We start from the raw sequence: 19,468 nt of genomic DNA on the forward strand, positions 1-19,468 counted from the left end.
GTGGGAGTGGACGGTGCACGCTCCTCGTTCCTGGTGATCAGGGTGATAAGAGCCGTATGACGGGAGACTGTCACGTACGGATCTGTGAGGGCCGGGGGGTGAGATTCCCCCCGGCTACTCGGCGGGGGCGTGTGGTCGGGGTGGCGACGGGACCGGCCTTCGGCCGGGAACTGCGCCGAGCCTGCGGCCCGGTCCGGCCGTGGCCGGCCGGATTCCTTCCCGTGGGTCTGGTTGTGTCGGCAGGCGCGTCGCAATCCAGTGGCCGGCCGGCGACGAAGGGCCCGAGCAGGCGGGGCGGGTGGTCGGGCGCGTCCCACCGGTCTGGCGGCTCGGTGGGTGGACCGGTCGAGGCGGGGTGGTGTCGGCAGCCCGGCCGGGTGCGGGGTAAGCAGTGAGCCCCCCTGTTGGAGGCATTTTGGGCGCCGGGATTGCCTCCAGGGAGGGGGTTCACTGGCCCCGGGTGCTTCTGGGCGGGGGGTCGGTGTCCCGGGTGCCTCCCCCGGGGGTAGCGGCCGCTCCCGGGGCAGCCCCGGTGTCCGAAACCAGTCCGGTGGTGGTGACCGCTGTGTCCGAAACCGGTTCATCCCCGATGATCTTGCCCCCAGCTCCACCCTCGGCCGTCGAGGGTTGAGACAGGGGCAAGATCATCGGGGAAGGGGGAGCTGAGTCCGACCGAAAGACCGGTGGGACGCGCCCAGCCACCCGCCCGGCCTGCTCGGGTCCTTCGTCGCTGGCTGGTCACTGGATTGCGACGCGCTGGCCGATGAAGCCGGGCGGAAGGGAAGGAATCCGGCCGGCCACGGCCGGACCGGGCGAAGCCCGGCCCACCGGCCCACCGGCCCACCGGCCCACCGGGCCGCAGGCCCGGGGCCCTAAGGGCCCCTCAGGGCCCCGACCACACGTCCCCCGTTTCCTGATAGCCGCCCACCCGCCGTCGCAGCGAAGCGGGTCAAGGTGGAGCGCCACCGACAGCGCGCCAGCGCTTCGACGGCGACGACCTTGACGCGCGCAGCGGAGACGGCCACCATCAAGCGGCAGGAAACGGGGAAACCACCCGCGCTCGCGTTGATCTCCCGCGCTCGCGTTGATCTCCCGCGCTCGCGTTGATCTCCCGCGCTCGCGTGGAAAGGGGCACCCCGAAGGGCCGGGGAGCCCAACACCCCTTGTCAAAAGGCCCTCAGTCCGCCGAACACGCCCTTGCCCCGTCCTCAGGCGGTGGCGGAGGACAGGCTGACGGCGTGTTCCACGAGCGCAGCGTTGTCGTGCGCCTCGGTACCGTCGGGCAGCCGCATAGTGTCCTCCAAGCCGATCCGGATGTCGCGGCCCGCCGCCAGGGCCGCCTCCAACATCGGCCACGCCGTCGCGTCGGCGCCGTGCAACATGCGGGGCAGGTCCACGTTCGCCCGGTCCAACAGCGTGTTGATCGCGTCGGCGTTCCGCTCGGCGTCCTCCACCGCGACCTGGGTCGGTTCCACCAGGACCGCCGAAACCCGTACACCGGTGGCGATGAGGATCCGGGCCGCATCCACGGTCCACACGCCCGCCTCCACCTCGACCCTGCGGTCGCCCAACAGCTGGATGAGGTCCACAGACCCCGCCTCGTGCAGGTTCACCGACACCGAGTCGGGTAAGGCCGGTGACGCCCATCTCTGCACCATGTCGTAGCGCCGCCACGGGTCGGACTCGGCCGACAGGGACGTGGTCAGCGAGACGGGCACGTCGGGGCCGTCGGCGCGCATCCGCTCCATCAGCGCCGACACCGTCTGCGGGTCCAGGGACTCCGCGCCTCCGGGGTCGCGGGGATGGATGTGCACGGCGGTCGCGCCGGCGGTCACTACCGAGTGGGCGTCGGCGACGAGCTGGTCGACGGACACGGGCAGGGACGGGTGCGCACCCGGGCGGCGATCACCGTTGAGACAGGCGACGATCCTCATGGGGTCTCTCCTTACGGCGCTTTGTAAGCCGAATGTGCCCGTTCGGACCCGGGTACAAGCCACTTGGTCCTCCCCCTGGCAGGATGGCGGGTATGAGAAGACCTCTCGCCCTCGTCGCGGCTGTCCTGATCGCCCTCCTGCCGACGGGCCCCGCCATGGCGGAACCCGAGATCCCGGAGGAGGGGGAGGAGGGGGTCGACTACCCGCGAGGCGGAGAGGGCCCCGAGGGTTCGGAGATCGCCTTCGAGTTCCAGGACGAGCGGATCTCGGAGTCCAGCGGCCTGGCCCCGTCCCTGCTGCACGAGGGCGTGTGGTGGACGCACAACGACAGCGGCGAACACCTCCCGGAGGTGTACGCCGTCGACGAGGAGGGCGAGACGGTCGCGACCGTCACCCTGAACGTGGAGCTCCGGGACTGGGAGGCGATCACCGTCGCCCAGGGGCCCGAGGGCGAACCGACGGTGTTCGTCGGCGACATCGGGGACAACTTCGGCGGCGGCTGGCCCAGTATCCGCGTCTACCACTTCGCCGAACCCGAGGTTCTGGACGACGCGGCCCTGGACCCCGCGGTGTTCACCTTCACCTACGAGGACGGGGGCCGCGACGCCGAGGGCATGATGATCGACCCGCGCGACGGCCGCCTGTACATCGTGTCCAAGGAGTTCGCGGGCAGTGTGTACGCCGCCCCGGAGAACCTGGACCCCGAGGGTGAGAACGAGCTCACCAGGGTCGACTCCGCACCGCTGTTCGCCACCGATGCCGCGTTCAGCCCGGACGGAACCCGCTACGTCATCCGCACCTACTGGGGGGCGACGGTCTACGACGCCAGCGACGGGGTGCCGGGTGCCTCGGTGGGATCCTTCGACCTGCCGGAGATGGACCAGGGCGAGTCGGTGGCCTTCACCCCGGACGGCACGGCCCTGATGGCCGGCTCCGAGGGTCTGCACTCCCCGGTGTGGCGGGTCCCGCTCTCGGGCGAACAGTTCCCCGAAACCGCAGAGGCCGAGGCGGAGGCGCCCGACGAGGAGGAGACCGACGAGGGGGCGGAGGAAGAGCCGGACGAGGGGAGTGCGCCGGGCGCGAGCCCGCTCATCCTCGGCGGGGTCGTGGTCGCGGCCCTGCTCATCGGCGGCATCGTGTTCCTGGTCCGCCGTACGTAGGAGGCCTCAGGCCCCCTGCGTTCGCGCAGGGCCCTGATCTTGGCGCGGTTGCCGTCGCGGTGGTCGAGGAGCCTGGGGCCTCGCACGTGTTTATGCGCGACCCCGAGGGCAACGAGTTCGACGTGCAGTGAACCGTGCAGGGCTGTCGCACGGGCCGCTGGGCCAGCCCTAAGCGGTGGGCTGCGGGTCCAGGAAGTACTCGCGGCACAGGAAGGCGTGCCGGGAGAAGTCCGAGAACACACCGTCCACCCCGGCCTCGAAGAAGGCCTCGTACTCGGCGGCGAAGCCGCCGTACTCCTCGGGCTTGCCGTCCGAGCGCAGGTCGGTCGGCAGGAAGTGGTTCTCGCTGCGGAACGTGTAGGGGTGCACGACCAGGCCGGCCTCGTGGGCGCTTTCGACCAGGTCGGTGGGCTCACCCAGCGAACCGTCCTCGTTGGTGGGGATGACCAGGCTCTTGTGCGGACCGATGGCGTGCGCGAAGGACGCCACCTCGGCCAGGCCGTCGGGGGTCGTGTAGTGCGACCAGGACTCGTCCGTGCCCATCAGGTACACGAGCGGAAGCCCGGTCCCGGCGAGCTTGCGCAGGCTCTCGGCCTCGAAGGACTGCAGGAACACCGGCACCTTCGGCTCCTCGCCGACCAGGTCGGCCTCGCGCAGGACGGCGGTCAGCGTCGGCTCCAGCTCCAAACCCTGTGCGACGTGGTGGGCCGGGTGCTTGGTCTCGGGGTAGATCCCGATCGGGCGGCCCAGCTCCTCGGTGAGGGAGAAGGCCAGTTCGATGACCTCCTGCAGGGTCGGGATCCCGTAGGAGCCGTCCATCACCGCGTTGTCCGGGCGGATCTTCGCCATGCGCTCCTTGGCGCGCAGCGTCTTGATCTCGGCCAGGGTGAAGTCCTGCGCGAAGAAGCCCTCGGCTTCGTGCCCGTCGACCGTCCGAGTGGTGAGCCGGTCGGCGAACTCGGGGCGGTCGGCCACGTCCGTCGTGTCACCGATCTCCTGCTCGTGGCGGCAGATCAGGTGGCCGTCCTTGGTGGCGACCAGGTCCATCTCGATGAAGTCGCCGCCGTGCCGGGCACCCAGCTCGTACGAGGCGAGGGTGTGCTCGGGCCGGTGACCGGAAGCCCCCCGGTGCGAAATGATCTTGATGGGGGATTCGGTCTTCTTGTTCCTGCGCACAGTCGAACCGTCCAGACAAGCGATGAGTGGAAGTGAGACAAGGAGGCCGACCCGCGTGCGGCGGGTCGGCCTCTATTCTCCAACGTCGGAGGACCGGCTCAGGACAGCTTGCTGATCACGTGGTCGACGCACTCGGTAAGCGCGTTGACGTCACTGGGCTCCACGGCCGGGAACATCGCCACACGCAGCTGGTTGCGGCCCAGCTTGCGGTACGGCTCGGTGTCCACGACACCGTTGGCGCGCAGCACCTTCGCGATCTGGGCGGCGTCGACCTCGTGGGAGAAGTCGATCGTGCCGACTACCTGGGACCGCTGGGCCGGGTCGGTGACGAACGGCGTCGCGACGGGGGAGCGGTCCGCCCAGTTGTAGAGGATCGAGGAGGACTCGTGCGTGCGCGCCACGGCCCACTTCAAGCCGCCCTGGGCGTTCATCCACTCCAGCTGCTCGGCGAGCAGCAGCAGCGTGGCCACGGCCGGGGTGTTGTAGGTCTGGTCCTTGGCGGAGTTGGTGACCGCCGTGGTCAGCGAGAAGAACTCCGGGATGTAGCGGCCGCTCGCCGCGATCTCCTCGACCCGGGCCAGGGCCTTGGGCGACATGATCGCGATCCACAGGCCGCCGTCGGCCGCGAAGCTCTTCTGCGGTGCGAAGTAGTAGACGTCGGTCTCGGCGATGTCGACCGGCAGCCCGCCCGCGCCGCTGGTGGCGTCCACGAGCACGAGCGAGTCCTCGTCGGCCCCGGCGACCCGCTTGATCGGGGCGGCCACGCCGGTGGAGGTCTCGTTGTGGGTGAGCGCGTAGGCGTCCACGCCGGCCTCGGCAACGGCCTCGCCGTGGGTGCCGGGGTCGGTGGTGATGACCGTGGGCTCGTCCAGCCACGGGGCGTCCTTGGCGACCTTCGCGAACTTGCTGGAGAACTCGCCGAAGGCCAGGTGCTGCGACTTGGAGCGCAGCAGCCCGTGCGCGGCGATGTCCCAGAACGCGGTGGTGCCGCCGTTGCCGAGGACCACCTCGTAGCCGTCGGGCAAGGAGAAGAGCTCGTTCACACCGGTACGGACCCGGCCCACGAGGGACTTGACCGGCTTCTGCCGGTGGGAGGTCCCCATGTAGTGGGTGCCGGAGTCGGCCAGGGCTTCGAGCTGGGCCGCTCGGACTTTGGAGGGGCCGCTCCCGAAACGGCCGTCGGAGGGCAGCAGGTTCGCGGGAATCTGAATCTCGGTCACGTCGACCAGCGTAGTGGTGTGCGCCGCGATGCTGCCGGTCAGGGCGGCAATTCCCGCCGTGAAATCACGTGACCGGCCCATCGAATTCTCACAGAGCGGGCTTGTTGCAGGTATCGGACGCCGTTAATTCCCTCGAAAACCGGGAACTTGCGGTGTGCATTTGCTATCTCAAGAGGTATCGGGGGACGAAAGTACGATCCGCGCACGGTGATCCATGGAGGGACCCCGCAAGTGGCCGACAGTACATCCGCCGTACCGAAGGAACCGGTCAGTGCCCCTGCCTTCCTCAAGGTCTTCGATGCGTTCCGCCGGCGGCCGAAGCGCTCCGGCACCCGGCGACTGATCCGCATGGAGCGGCGCGCCGCCCGCAGGCGCCCACCGGGCGGGCAGGACCAAGAGCAGCGCGGCGACTGGGCCGAGCCACCCCCGGTACTGGACCTGACTCTGGACCACCCGGACGACCGGGACGACCTCCTCGGGATGCTGACCGAGCGCTGCGGCAACCAGCCGGTCTGGCGCCTGCCGGAGAGCGCGGAGGGAGAGCCTCCGCGGGTAGGGGACCAGGCACCACCGGAGCCCAGGGCCACCACGCAAGAGCTCTACGCCCTCCTTGGCAGGTTGGTGGGACGCTCCGAGGCCTCACGGAACGGTTTCCTCTGGAAGAAGCGGCCCCCGGCGCCGCCCCGGTTCCGGAGGCTCAGATCGCTGCTCTGGTTGGGTGAGTGCGACCTCAGGTCCATCCGGGACAACGTGCTCAAGGAGGAAGTGGGGCAGGCGGACAAGCCTTTGGCGGACAGCCGAAGGGCGCAGATCCACGTCATCGCCGACCTGCGCCGGGTCAAGCAGAAGCACATCGGGGCGCAGGCCGCACCCTTGTGGGCGTCGGGGGAGACAGCTGCGGGTGAGGACGAGAGCTCCAGCGAAGGGTGGAAACAACGCCGTCGGCGGCGCTTCTGGCTCCTCGACAACTACATCCGGGCCTCCCACTGGCTGGCCACGCAGATCGCACGCGTCTCCAGCCGGATCACCTTCGGCAAGCTCGACGCGATCCTGCTCACCCCGCTGGCGTTCGGGGTCAACGTCGTGGCATTCACGGCGCCTCTCGTCCTGGGTACCTTCAGCGTCGCGGGCACCTTCGGGAGCGCGGCCCAGGGTGTGAACAACGTGGTCACCGCCGTCGCTGCGGTGGTGCTGCTCTTCGTCTACCTCTCGCTGGCACCCTTCCTCGTCCTGCCGTGGAACGCCTACCGCTGGCTCAACGAGCACCGGTACGACGACGAGGACCAGTCCTTCCCCCACCACCGGGCCCGCGGTATCCGCGTACTCAACCTCATCCAGCTCCAGCGGGAGCTGACCGGCTGGTTCCCGGTCGAACCGCACACGCGTGAGGCGCCGGGGCCCCGGCCCCCCGTCTCCCGAGCCCGCCCGTCGACGCGCCGGGGACTGGCCCGGCTCTTCTTCGGCGGCCGCCCGCCGGAGCGCCACACCACGGACCAGGCGGTGCGGGGTGCCCCCGAGCACACGGACGGGCTGGTGGAGCGGATCCCCTACATCCACCGACTCGCGGTCAACGCCTTTCTCGACGACCTCGCGCACACGCACAGCGGAACGGCGCACCGTCCGTGGTTCCCCCTGCCGCGCGGGCGCGACCAGAGGCCGGTACTCATCCTGGACCAGGACCGGGCCGACCGTGTCGGCGCTTACCTGGTGCGCCTCATCGAGGACGAGCGGCTGCGCCGGGGGTACCCGGACCCGCTCCTCATCGTTCAGGTACGCAGTGCTGACTCCGCGCCGCTGGTGGACGGCAGCGTGCCCGCTGAGCGCTACCTCGACCTGCCTGAGGCCCAGGGCCGTACAGGGGAGGAGAAGGGGGAATCGGAGACCGAGGGCCGCGTCGGCGAGGAGAGGGAGGTGGCCCGCTGGCTGCGCGCCCGCCACGCGAGCGGGCAGCTGGGCCGGGAACGCACGGTGACTCTGCGGGTCCCGCAGCTTCCCCGCACCCTGGACTGGAACGCGGACCGGCCCGAGACGACGACCGTATGGCCGGTCTCGACGCTCGCCGTGAGTTCGGCTGCTGTCGTGGTCCTTCTGGTCGCCGGGGTGACGGTCCCGCTGACCAGCGTCGTGCCCAGCTACGTGCAGTCCAAGAACCCGTGCGTCATCGAAGGGGTCCAGTCGCCGCCCGGAATCAGCCGAACGGAGGACGACGACTGCGTCGGGGTCACCTTCGGGGCCTTCTCCTTCCACGACCGACTGGAGATCCTCGTCGACGCGATCCACGAGCAGAACCAGGAGGTCGAGGAAGGGGACCGCCCGTACGTGACCGTGGTCTTCTTCGCGGAGCTCAACACCCTGGGCACCAGTGACCTCTCCCTCTCCGGGGTCCAAGGTGAACTCCTCGGACTGGCGGAGGGCCAGGAGGTCCACAACAACAGGAACAGCGACAGCCTGCCCCGGATCAAACTGATGCTGGCCAACGCAGGCGACGGTTGGTCGCACGCGCGTACGGTCGCGCAGCAGGTCGTGGACCTGTCCAAGAACGAGGACCTGGGGATGGACCGGCCGATCGCGGTCATCGGCTTGGGCCACAGCGTGCAGTCCAATACCGAGGCGATCGCCGAGCTGAGCGCCGGTGAGCTGCCCATGGTCGGGACCACCGCCACCTTCGACGGTGTCGCGTACCTCGACACCGGGGTTCCCAGCCCCTACTTCTTCCCGATGGCGCCCGCAAACTCCAGACTCGCCAGGCAGGCGGCGCACTGGGCCTACCAGGGGGTGCCGAGCGCAGAGGGCGGTGCGGACAGCTGGCACATGGAACCCGCCAGGAGCGCCGTCGCCATCGCCAACAGCGGAGAAGGGGAGGACTACGGTCCCCATCTGGCCGTGGAGTTCATGGATGCCTTCGAAGGCGAGGCCTGGGAAGGGGAGCACCCCCCGCCGGCCGTGCAGTTCGCCGACAGGGAGGAGGAAGTGATCCCGGGCGTCCTCCCTTACGGCGGCGAGGGCACCACGCACGGTCACCACCTGGAGGATGTGTGCGAAGAGGATCCCCCGGACGTCATCTACTTCGCGGGCCGCTCCTCCGACTTCCAGGACTTCTACGACCAGTTCCGCGAGGAGGGGTTGTGCGCCGACGCCGAAGTGGCGCTGCTCGGCGGTGACGACATCGCCAAGTACGTCACGGACCGGGCGCAGGACATCAGTGACGAGGGCGGCTATCCGGTCTTCTACACGCCGCTGGCCGCGAGCGGGCCGTGGAACGAGCACACGAACTCGGGTGAGCACCGCATCTACGACATCTTCCGGGACGCCATCCGCGAGCACTATCCCTGCAGTGCGGCTGCCGCCCACAGCGGAGAGGCCGAGGCCGACGACGGGGACGGCCTCCCGGAGGACGCCGCAGAGGGCACTCCGCAGGACACCACGGGATGTGCTCCGGAGGAGGCCGACACCGGAGACTACGGCGCGGGGGAGGACGACGGACTGCCCTCGATCGCACACGCGGTGATGGCCCACGACGGTTTCCGGGTGATCAGCCGGGCGCTGCAGAGCGACACGGACGGGCCGGCCGGTCAGGCCCCTCGAGGGGTGGCCTCTCCGGTGCCGGAGGACGGGGAGGACACCGACCCGTCGCCGTCACCGGCCGCCGACCTGTTCCCTCAGGAGGTGTACGAGGAAGCACGGGCCGGGCTCCTGCGGGAGATCCAGGGGACCGACGGCCTCTCCCTCGCGTCGGGGGAGATCCGCTTCGGCCGTTCCACGACGGGGAACTGGTATCCGGATCGCATGGTGCAGCTCGTCCAGGTGGGCGAGCTCTCCGGGCAGCACTGGCAGAGGGCCATCGCCACGTGCGGGCACATCACCCAGACGACGGTCGACGCGGGCCCGTCATGCCTCTGACGCCTTGGGGGCCGTGGGGCGGCGCGCTAGGGAGCGGCTCCGGGTGGCGCCGTGCGGGCGCAGCGCGAGAGTATGCGTCGTGTGGACCACCAGAACCCTGCCGAACTGCGGAAACCGTACATGGGTGAACCTCTGCGCCGATCGATGCTGGCCGACCATCCGATGACGCAGTTCCACCTGTGGTTCGGCGAGGCCCACACCTCGGGTCTCGCCGAACCCAACGCGATGGTGCTGTCGTCGGTGGAACCCTCCGGGATGCCCCGATCCCGCACGGTGCTGATGAAGGGCTATGACCGCTCGGGTCTGCGCTTCTTCACCAACTACACCTCGCGCAAGGGCCAAGCGCTGGAGTCCGACCCCCGTGCCTCCGTCGTGTTCCCTTGGCACGCGATACGCCGCCAGGTCTTGGTCGCGGGGCACGTGGAGCGGCTCAGCGACGAGGAGAACGACCGCTACTTCGCCTCACGCCCGCGCGGATCACAGCTGGGCGCCTGGGCCAGCGAACGCCAGTCCCGGCCGGTGGCCGACCGTGTCGAGATGGACCGCCTCTTCCACGACTTCGACTCTGTGTGGGGCACCGACGAACCCATCCCCCGGCCCGCCTACTGGGGCGGGTTCCGGCTGGTCCCCCGGGAAGTGGAGTTCTGGCAGGGCGGGGCGGACCGCATGCACGACCGGTTCCGGTACCTGTGGGCAGAGGACGGGACGTGGGATGTCGACCGCCTCGCACCCTGAACGCCCGAGCACCCAGCGTGACCTTGGTTGCCGTGAGTGCGGATGCCGGTGGTGACGGGAGGTGTTCCCGGGCGTGTTCGCAAGGGTCCTTCGGATACTTCACTTTTCAACGAGGTGCCCTGCACGCCTGTGACCTCCTGCCCTTGTGCTTCCGGGGCCGCGGGGGTCCTACGCGTCCGTATAGTGAGACACTAGCGAAATCCATGCTCGGTGCGTCGCGATATGCTTGACGCAAGCGGTGGTCGCTCCCGCGGTCCTGCGGACACCCCGGTCCCCACTCGGCCCCAGGGAATCATGTGGTCCCGGCCTGTGTTGTGAGAGACCTGCCGTGCCCGCCGCGACCGCGCGCCGGGCACAGAGCCTTGGGAGGGGAGTCTTGACCGCACACGGGCTGATCGACACCACGGAGATGTACCTCCGTACGGTTTTCGAGCTCGAAGAGGAGGGCATTGTCCCGCTTCGGGCCCGTATCGCCGAGCGCCTGCACCAGAGCGGTCCCACGGTCAGTCAGACCGTGGCCCGCATGGAGCGCGACGGCCTGCTGCGGGTCGAGAACGATCGCCACCTCGTGATGACCTCCGAGGGGCGCAGACTGGCCACCCACGTCATGCGCAAGCACCGGCTCGCCGAGCGCCTGCTCGTCGACGTCATCGGGCTGCCGTGGGAGGACGTGCACATCGAGGCCTGCCGCTGGGAGCACGTCATCTCGGAAGCCGTGGAGGAACGTCTGGTGGGGCTGCTCAACGCCCCGTCGGTGTGCCCGCACGGCAACCCCATCCCCGGTCTGGACGAGCTGGGCCTGGAGGGGTACGCGCCTGAACCGTTCACCGACGACTCCATCGTTCCGATGATCGATGCCGCGTCCAACACGGAAACCACCGTCACCGTGCGGCGCATCAGTGAACAGTTGCAGCCGGACGCGGACATCATGCTCACCTTGCGCAAATCCGGGGTACGACCCGGACAGGAAGTTGTACTTCGCGCCTCGGACGGCGGGGTGCGTGTCAGCGGCAGCGACGGGGACACCGAGCTTCCCGCCGACGTCGCCGGGCACGTCTTCGTCGCCAAGCCGTGAAGCGTCCGTACACGTTGATTGGTTGCTCATCGGGATTGTCTCATTGCGCTGCGGGAACGTTGACGGTGTTGCTACGCTCGCTCCAAGGTGCGGTCGTTCGGGGTACCCGGAGCAGGCATGTGTGCAGCTCATGACGGCGAGGTGGCGGCTAGATGACACGGTGGGGTGAGCCCTTCCGGGAGAGCGACGCGCTTGTCACGGCCGAGGTCGTCGACCAGGCCCAGATCGCCATCGTCGTCATCGACCGGTTCAGCCTCCTTCGCTACTGGAACCCCTACGCGCGAGAGCTCTTCGGGTTCGTCGGCGGCCGCGACTACGTAGGCCTGTCCCTGCTCGACATCGGCATTCACGAGTCCGACCGCGAACACGCCTCCCAGCTGGCCCGCCGCGTCCTGCGGGGTGAACCGTGGGAGGGCACGTTCGCGGTGCTCAAGGGCGACTCCACCTGGATCCACGTGCGGGCACAGGCGGTGCCCATGCGCGACGACTCCGGAGAGATCGACGGCATCACCCTCATCGCACGCGAGGCGCTGCGCAGCGGCCGCGTCGAGGAGCAGTACGGTCTGCTCGAACGCATCGGTAGCCGCCTGGCCAGTTCGCTGGAGTTCGACTCCACGGTGAAGGGTGTGGCGGGGATCCTGGTGCCCCAGTTCGCCGACCACTGCTTCATCGACCTCTACGACCACGACACCCTGATCAGGCAGGTCTCGGTGCACGCCGAGGGCTGGACCCCGCCGCCGCGCACCTGGTTCGACGTCGGAGACGAGGTCCGCTACCCCGAACGCCACTTCGTCACCCAGGCGATGCGCCGCATGGAGACCGTGGTCAGCAGCGACTACCTCTACGAGCACTCACCCAACGACCGCTCCGACCGGGTGTCCCGCCAGGTCGGCGTGACCTCCGCCATCGCCGCCCCGCTCCGGGCCCGCGGCGAGGTCCTCGGTGTGCTCACCCTGGCCCTGTCCGGCCTCTCACCCCGGCAGAAGAGCAGTTACGGCGGCTTCGACCGGGACCTGGTCGGCGCCATCGCCTCCCGGGTCGCCCTGGCCATCGACAACGCGCGCCTGTTCGAGGAGGAGCGCAGCACCGCGCTGGCCTTCCAGAACAGCCTTATGCCCACCGACTTCGCGCCCTTGGACGGGCTGACCGTCGCCCACCGCTACCTGCCGGCCGGGCCGCTCCAGGCGCACGGGCACGGCATCCAGACCCAGGTGGGCGGCGACTTCTACGACGCGATCCCGCTCTCCGCGGGCCGCGTCGGCCTCGTCATCGGCGATGTCGAGGGCCGGGGACCGCACGCCGCCGCCGTCATGGGCCAGCTGCGCGCCGCTCTGCGCGCCTTCGCCCAAGCCGACCGGGAGCCCGCTGACATCCTGCGTGAACTGGACGAATGGGTGCGGCAGCTCGGTATCCCCGACGGCAAGGGGGGTGATTGGATCCCCAGCGTCAGCTGCCTGTACATGGTCTACGATGCCTGGTCCCGGGAACTGTCCTACGCCAACGCCGGGCACGCCTCCCCGCTGCTGATCACGTCGGAGTCGGTGGAGGCCCTCGACCTGGAGGTCACCGACCGCATGCTGGGCGTGCGCGCCAAGGGCGGTTCGGGTGAGGACATCGTCTACCACCAAGCCGATCTGCGCCTGCCCATCGGCGCCACCCTGGTTCTCTACACCGACGGGTTGGTGGACCGGCGGCCGGTCGGCGGCAGGGCCGACCCCGAGCGGGCCCTGGCCAGGATGACCGACCGGGTCGCCGAGGTCGCCGACAAGGACGTGGAACAGATCGCCGAGGCCGCCGTGCACAGCGTCCCCGGCGAACTGGACGACGACACGGCACTGCTGGTCGTGCGCACCCACTCCGACGAGCTCGCGCTGCGCGAGGGCTGGTTCCCCTCCGAGGCCTCCACCGTGGGGGAGGCACGCCACCTGGCCGCCGACACCTTCAAGGAGTGGGGGGTCGACCGCGACCAGGCCGAACTCGCCTGCCTGCTGGTCTCGGAGATCGTCACCAACGTGGTCATCCACGCCACCCCGCACCCGGTGCACCGCGAGTTCACCGGTGTCGGTGTGCTGGACTCGGAGAACCCGCTCGAGTCGGGCGGCATGGTCGACGAGTTCGACGAGGACTGGAGTGACCTGCTGGAAGCCGTCGCGGAGGAGGACGAGTCCACCGACGACCCCGGTGAGAAGGAGTTCCTGCTCCGGCTCCGCCGCGGTGCCAACGCCGTGTGGGTGGAGGTCTTCGACCACGACCTGCGCCTGCCGCGCATCCGAAGCGCCGCCGCCGACGACGAAGGCGGCCGCGGCCTGTACCTCGTCGAGCAGCTCGCCAGCCGCTGGGGCTCCAGGCCCACTCCGGACGGCAAGGCCGTGTGGTTCGAGATGCCCATGCACGCCGCGGAGGCAGACGACGGGGTCGAAGAGGCCGAGAAAGACGACGAGGAATAGTTCGTGCGCCCGTCGGTCCCCGCCGACGGATCATCGGCGCCGTACCCCTCTAAAGCGAGTTCAGAGCACCTTTTACGGAGTGAACGCGGCCGGGAGTGAAAGTTCCGGCCGCTTCGTCGTGCCCAAAAATGCCCCCAGGGCTACTTGATTCTCTGTAGCCGTATGGTTACTTTGGCTCTCGTAAAGCGAAGGAATACGGTCGTCGGAATGGTGGTCCGGGCGTGGCTTCAACGGATGGGAAAATGGTTCCCAGTCTCGCTTCGGGCGTTGGGGAACAACGTCCCTTTCGGTTCCGTGTCTCCGATCAGGCCGATCGCTGCGGTGTTCAGGCGGCCCCGCGGGGCTCTTCGCCGATGCCCGTGCCCGTGATTGGTAAAAGGCTCACTCTCCGTTGCGAAATCCGTGTCCGTCATTCCTCTCCGTGCCCCTGAGTGAATGCCGGCCGGGCTGTTCCAAGCCTGGTCGCCCCATTCCATTCCGGCCGCCAACGGCTGTCGCCGCGTCTGCCGGTGCCGTGCCCGTCCCCGTCCCACCCATCCCCGGCCCGTAATGTCCGCTCCACCACACCGCCCCCACAGTCGGGGATCTCGCAGAGGGTCCGTACCCGCCTTCGGGTCGTCCGTCGAACCCCGGCTTCCCTCCGGACGCCGGAAGACCCGCCACCCCACGGGGTGACGGGTCTCCGGTGTGTTCAGGGGAAGGCGGGATGCTCAGCGCCAGGACCAGGCCCACAGCAGCAGGCAGACGAAGATGAAGAACACCACGATGCCGCTGGTCGCCCAAGGGATGTGGATCCTCGGGCGGAGCTTGCGCACGCCGATGATGAGCAGTACCACCAGAAGCCCCATCACGATGAGGCCGTCCCACGCTCCGCTCATGACCGGGCCCTTTCGAACGGGGGTGCTACAGGCTCAGGCCCCGGCCCACGATCTCCTTCATGATCTCGGTGGTGCCACCGTAGATCGTCTGGATCCGCGCGTCCTGCCAGGCCCGTGCCACGGGGTATTCCATCATGTACCCGTACCCACCGTGAAGCTGGAGGCACCGGTCCATGGCCCGGTTGCACATCTCGGTGGTCCACCACTTGGCCTTGGCCGCGTCCTCGACGGTGAGCTCACCCTTGTTGAGCAGCTCGACTCCGCGATCCACGTAGGTGCGCCCCAGGTCCACCTCGGTCGCGATCTCGGCCAGGACAAAACGGGTGTTCTGGAAGCGCCCAATCGAGCGGCCGAAGGCGCTGCGCTCCCTGCAGTACTCGATGGTGTGCTGCAGGATGAAGTCCGCGGAGGCGACCGCGCAGGTCGCGATGGACAGTCGTTCCTGGGGCAGGTTCTCGAGCAGGTGGATGAACCCCTGGCCTTCGGTGCCGATCAGGTTGGCGGCCGGAACCCGCACATCGTCGAAGAACAGCTCGGCGGTGTCCTGCGCCTTCATGCCGATCTTGTCGAGGTTGCGGCCGCGCTCGAAGCCGGGCATCCCCCGCTCCACGACGATCAGTGAGAAGCCCTGGGCGCCGGCCTCGGGGTCGGTCTGGCAGACCACGATGACCAGGTCGGCGTTGATGCCGTTGGTGATGAAGGTCTTGCTGCCGTTGATGACGAACTCGTCGCCGTCGCGCACCGCGGAGGTCTTGATCCCCTGGAGGTCGCTGCCGGTTCCGGGCTCGGTCATGGCGATCGCGGTGATCAGCTCGCCGCTCGCGAAGCCGGGCAGCCAGCGCTTCTTCTGCTCGTCGGTGGTGAGCCCCACCAGGTACGGCGCGATGATGTCGTTCTGCAGAGTGACGCCCAGGCCGCTCGCGTGCGCTCTGCAGATCTCCTCGTTGACGATCTGGTTGTAGCGGTAGTCGTACAGGCCGGTGCCCCCGTACTCCTCGGGGACGCCGTGGCCCAAGAGGCCGACCTCGCCGGCCTTCAGCCACACCTCGCGGGGTACGAGGCCGTCCTTCTCCCACTGCTCGTGGAAGGGCGTGACCTCCCGCTTGAGGAACTCCGCCACCGATTCGCGGAAGAGGTCGTGGTCGGCGTCGAAGAGTTCCCGCTTCATGCGCTGCTCCGGTCCGTGTCGTGGATCACTGATGTTCCCACACGGTAACCGAATCGCGTTCGGTATTGAAGGGGAGGGGGCAAGCCGGGGCAAAGTTCCTGTTCGGGTGGGCGGTTCCCGGTGCCTGTGGGGGGTCGGGTTCCTAGTGTGGCCGCAGCGGGGACGCAGAGGGCGGGACGGCCCGAGCCTTGGAGGCGATTCGATGGCCAGCGGCACGGCCGACCACCGAGAGGGGCGCGAACGGCACGGGGGGCGGATCGCGCTGATCATGACCGCCCTCATGCTCACGGTTCTGCTCGCGGCCCTGGACCAGACCATCGTCTCCACCGCCCTGCCGACGATCGTGTCGGACCTGGGCGGCCTCAACCACCTCTCCTGGGTGATCACCGCCTACCTGCTGGCCGTCACCGCCAGTACCCCGCTCTGGGGAAAGCTCGGCGACCAGTTCGGCCGGAAGCGCCTGTTCCTGTGGTGCATCGCGATCTTCCTTGTGGGCTCGGCGCTGTGCGGCATAGCCCAGGACATGCTCCAGCTGATCCTGGCCAGGGGTTTCCAAGGGATCGGCGGTGGCGGGCTCATGGTGCTTGCCTCGGCGATCATCGGCGACGTGGTCTCGCCGAGGGAGCGCGGCAAGTACCAAGGGCTGTTCGGCGCGGTCTTCGGGGTCTCCAGCGTGGCCGGCCCCCTCCTCGGCGGCCTGTTCGTCGACCACCTGTCCTGGCGGTGGGTGTTCTACGTGAACCTGCCGCTCGGTCTGGTCGCGTTCCTGACGGTCCTGGCCGTCCTGCCCCGACAGACCCCGGTCGGGCGCCAGAACATCGACTACTCGGGCATCGTGCTGCTCGCTGCCACCGCCGTCTGCCTCACCCTCGTGGCGTCCTGGGGCGGCAGCGTCTACGCCTGGCTGTCGTGGCAGATCATCGTCCTGGTCGCGGCGGGCCTGGTCCTGGGGCTGGGATGGTGGCTCACCGCCCGGCGGGCCAGCGACCCCGTCATGCCGCTCAGCCTGTTCCGCAACCCGACCATCGTCGTCGCGATGGGCATCGGCTTCTGTGTGGGCTTCGCGATGATGGGTTCGATGGCGTTCCTGCCGCTGTTCCTCCAGATCGTCCACGGGCTCTCCCCGACCGCTTCGGGGATGCACCTGCTCCCGATGGTGGCGGGCATGTTCCTCACCTCGATCACCAGCGGCCGCCTGGTCACTCGGACCGGCCACTACAAGGCCTATCCGATCGCGGGCATGGCGCTCACGGCGCTCGGGCTCCTCCTGATGTCCACCATGGGCCCGGACAGCTCGCTGGTGGAGATGGGCGCGTACTTCTTCGTCCTGGGCGCCGGGCTGGGGCTGGTGATGCAGGTGGTGGTCGTGGTGGTGCAGAACGCCGCCTCCTACAGCGACCTGGGGGTGGCCACCTCCTCGGCTACCTTCTTCCGCTCGATCGGCGGGTCCTTCGGTACGGCCGTGTTCGGCGCGGTGTTCGCCGGGCAGCTCGCGTCCAACCTGGCTGCCCGCGCCGACGAGATCCAGCTGCCGCCGGGGCTGGACACGAGCACCCTGGAGAGCGACCCGACGGCCCTGGACGGCCTACCCCCGGCGACGCAGGCGAGCTTCCTGGAGGCCTACGCCGACGCCATCGACTCGGTGTTCCTGTGGGCGGTCCCCATCGCCCTCATCGGCTTCGTCCTGGCTCTGTTCCTCAAGCAGATCCCGCTGCGCACCACCATCGGCACCCCCGACCTCGACGAGAGCGTCTCTCCCGTGGCGGCCCCCAGCCGGAGCGCCATCGAGCAGGTGGAGCACGAGGTCTACCGGGCCTGCGGGGCCGAGGGCGCCGAGACGATGTACGGGCGGCTCCGGGAGGCGGCCGGGCTGGACGTCTCCACCGAGGCGTGCTGGGCCCTGAGCCACCTCGGCATCAAGGGGGAACTGAGTGCTGGCGAACTCAACCGGATGTCCGGCTTGGACGTCTCCCGTTGGGAGACGGTGCACCAGGAGCTGCTGGACGCCGGGTACCTGGTCTCCGACGAGGACCCATGGGAGCTGAACTGGCGCGGCGAGGACGCGGTCCGGCAGCTGTACGAGGAGCACCGCACGGCACTGCGCTCACTGCTCGCCGACTTCGGTCCGGACGAGCACCCCGACGTGTTCGAGGTGCTGGAGAAGGTCACCGGGGAGACCCTGGGGGACCAGAGCGACGCCTCGAAGATCGTCCGCGGGAACGGAGAGCCAAGAGACTGAGCTGATGCCGCTGAGCTGGGCCGGGATGCGGAATGCAGGGGGCGGCCACTTGCCAGCACCACAAAACCGAATACAGTTCGGTTCAACAGGACGTCACAATTCACGCCCCTTGGAGGACCCCGTGGCCGAGGCCTACATCGTCGGAGCAGTACGTACCCCCGTCGGTACGAAGAAGGGCGCGCTGGCCGCCGTGCACCCCGCGGACCTCGGCGCGCACGTCCTCAAGGAGCTCGTCGAGCGCACCGGGGTCGACCCGGCCGCGGTCGAGGACGTCGTCATGGGTGTCGTCAGCCAGGCCGGCCCGCAGGCTCTGGACCTGGCCCGCACCGCGTGGCTGTCCGCCGGGCTCCCCGAAACCGTCCCCGGCGTCACCATCGACCGCCAGTGCGGCTCATCCCAGCAGTCCATCCACTTCGCCGCCCAAGGCGTCATGTCCGGTACCCAGGACCTGGTCGTGGCCACCGGTGTGGAGAACATGGGCATGGTCCCCATGGGCGCCAACGTCCAGTTCGCCATCGACAACGACATCCCGCTGTACGGCGACGGCTGGATCGAGCGGTACGGCTTCCAGGAGATCTCCCAGTTCCGCGGCGCCCAGCTCATGTGCGAGAAGTGGGGCTACAAGCGAGAGCAGCTGGAGCAGTTCGCGCTGGAGAGCCACCAGCGAGCCGCCGCCGCGCAGGACGCCGGGTACTTCGATTCCCAGATCGCCCCCATCGCCGGGGTGGCCAAGGACGAAGGCGTCCGCGCCGACACCACCATGGAGAAGATGGCCGGACTCAACGCGCTGCGTGAGGGCTGGGAGCTCACCCCCGCGGTCGCGAGCCAGATCTCCGTCGGCGCCGGTGCGCTGCTCATCGCCTCCAAGCGCGCCGTCGAGCAGCACAACCTGACCCCGGTCGCCCGTATCGTCCAGCTCTCGCTGGTCGGCGACGACCCGGTCTACATGCTCACCGCCCCGATCCCGGCGACCAAGATCGCCCTGGAGAAGGCCGGCCTGAGCATCGACGACATCGACGTCACCGAGATCAACGAGGCCTTCGCCCCCGTCCCCCTGTCCTGGATCGACGAGCTGGGCGCCGACCCGGCCAAGGTCAACCCCAACGGCGGTGCCATCGCCCTGGGCCACCCGCTGGGAGCCACCGGCTCCGTCCTCATGACCAAGCTGGTCAACGAACTGCACCGCACCGGTGGCCGCTACGGCCTCCAGACCATGTGCGAGGGCGGCGGCCAGGCCAACGTCACCATCATCGAACGCGTCTGATCCCGGACCCGAGCGGGCCGCGTACCGAGCAGCCGGTACGCGGCCCGTTGCTGTTTCCGGATTCTGTTCAGGTTCTCCAGCCTGAGTTGGCTCATTCGCTTAGTGCGTGAGTTACACCCCCTGGACCGCGTCGAGGAGGGCCTGCTCCTCGGTGGAGATAGCCGGTGCGAAGGTCTGGTTGGTGCCGTTGATCGCTATGGTCGCCGAGCGCAAAGGCCGCAGCTGCCTGATGACGTTGCGCACCGCGAGCCCTGTGCGGGCCTGGACCTGTC

General features: G+C 69.0%; 12 protein-coding genes. 7 read left to right on the forward strand and 5 right to left on the reverse strand.

Features of this window, described 5'->3' with window-relative positions:
* Window positions 1-1,208: 1,208 nt before the first annotated feature.
* A complete protein-coding gene (locus ACYVDG_RS31070) occupies window positions 1,209-1,934 on the reverse strand; it encodes a 3-keto-5-aminohexanoate cleavage protein (protein WP_460762949.1) in 726 nt (241 codons plus the stop codon).
* Window positions 1,935-2,026: 92 nt separating this feature from the next.
* On the opposite strand from ACYVDG_RS31070, the gene ACYVDG_RS31075 reads away from it, so the two are divergent.
* Window positions 2,027-3,094, forward strand: coding sequence for a hypothetical protein (locus ACYVDG_RS31075; protein WP_460762952.1), 1,068 nt, complete (start codon window positions 2,027-2,029; stop codon window positions 3,092-3,094).
* Between the two features lie 168 nt (window positions 3,095-3,262).
* On the opposite strand, the gene ACYVDG_RS31080 is transcribed toward ACYVDG_RS31075, so the two are convergent.
* Together ACYVDG_RS31080 and serC are read right to left on the reverse strand one after the other, a co-directional pair.
* A complete protein-coding gene (locus ACYVDG_RS31080; protein ID WP_460762955.1) occupies window positions 3,263-4,270 on the reverse strand; it encodes a glycerophosphodiester phosphodiesterase family protein in 1,008 nt (335 codons plus the stop codon).
* A 98-nt stretch (window positions 4,271-4,368) separates the two neighbouring features.
* A complete protein-coding gene (gene serC / locus ACYVDG_RS31085) occupies window positions 4,369-5,490 on the reverse strand; it encodes a phosphoserine transaminase (protein WP_460762957.1) in 1,122 nt (373 codons plus the stop codon).
* A 231-nt stretch (window positions 5,491-5,721) separates the two neighbouring features.
* Here serC and ACYVDG_RS31090 point away from each other — a divergent pair, with 231 nt between their 5' ends.
* From ACYVDG_RS31090 to ACYVDG_RS31105, 4 genes are all read left to right on the forward strand, one after another.
* Window positions 5,722-9,390, forward strand: a complete 3,669-nt coding sequence (locus ACYVDG_RS31090) for a type 1 periplasmic-binding domain-containing protein (RefSeq protein WP_460762961.1) — start codon at window positions 5,722-5,724, stop codon at window positions 9,388-9,390.
* Window positions 9,391-9,471: 81 nt separating this feature from the next.
* On the forward strand, window positions 9,472-10,125 hold the full coding sequence (gene pdxH, locus ACYVDG_RS31095; RefSeq protein WP_460762965.1) for a pyridoxamine 5'-phosphate oxidase: 654 nt from the start codon (window positions 9,472-9,474) through the stop codon (window positions 10,123-10,125).
* A 376-nt stretch (window positions 10,126-10,501) separates the two neighbouring features.
* Complete coding sequence (locus tag ACYVDG_RS31100; RefSeq protein WP_460762968.1) at window positions 10,502-11,200, forward strand: metal-dependent transcriptional regulator; 699 nt, start codon at window positions 10,502-10,504, stop codon at window positions 11,198-11,200.
* Window positions 11,201-11,352: 152 nt separating this feature from the next.
* Window positions 11,353-13,647: a SpoIIE family protein phosphatase gene (locus tag ACYVDG_RS31105; protein ID WP_460762973.1), complete on the forward strand. Its 2,295-nt coding sequence runs from the start codon at window positions 11,353-11,355 to the stop codon at window positions 13,645-13,647.
* A gap of 710 nt (window positions 13,648-14,357) precedes the next feature.
* On the opposite strand, the gene ACYVDG_RS31110 is transcribed toward ACYVDG_RS31105, so the two are convergent.
* Together ACYVDG_RS31110 and ACYVDG_RS31115 are read right to left on the reverse strand one after the other, a co-directional pair.
* Window positions 14,358-14,525 carry a hypothetical protein gene (locus ACYVDG_RS31110; RefSeq protein ID WP_460762978.1) on the reverse strand — a complete coding sequence of 56 codons (168 nt, stop codon included), beginning with the start codon at window positions 14,523-14,525 and terminating at the stop codon, window positions 14,358-14,360.
* Window positions 14,526-14,550: 25 nt separating this feature from the next.
* Window positions 14,551-15,693, reverse strand: a complete 1,143-nt coding sequence (locus ACYVDG_RS31115; protein WP_460762983.1) for an acyl-CoA dehydrogenase family protein — start codon at window positions 15,691-15,693, stop codon at window positions 14,551-14,553.
* 202 nt (window positions 15,694-15,895) lie between these two features.
* On the opposite strand from ACYVDG_RS31115, the gene ACYVDG_RS31120 reads away from it, so the two are divergent.
* Window positions 15,896-17,932: an MDR family MFS transporter gene (locus ACYVDG_RS31120; protein WP_460762986.1), complete on the forward strand. Its 2,037-nt coding sequence runs from the start codon at window positions 15,896-15,898 to the stop codon at window positions 17,930-17,932.
* A 121-nt stretch (window positions 17,933-18,053) separates the two neighbouring features.
* On the forward strand, window positions 18,054-19,196 hold the full coding sequence (locus ACYVDG_RS31125; protein WP_460762992.1) for an acetyl-CoA C-acetyltransferase: 1,143 nt from the start codon (window positions 18,054-18,056) through the stop codon (window positions 19,194-19,196).
* Window positions 19,197-19,468 lie beyond the last annotated feature (272 nt).

The organism is Nocardiopsis oceani (genome assembly GCF_054777395.1).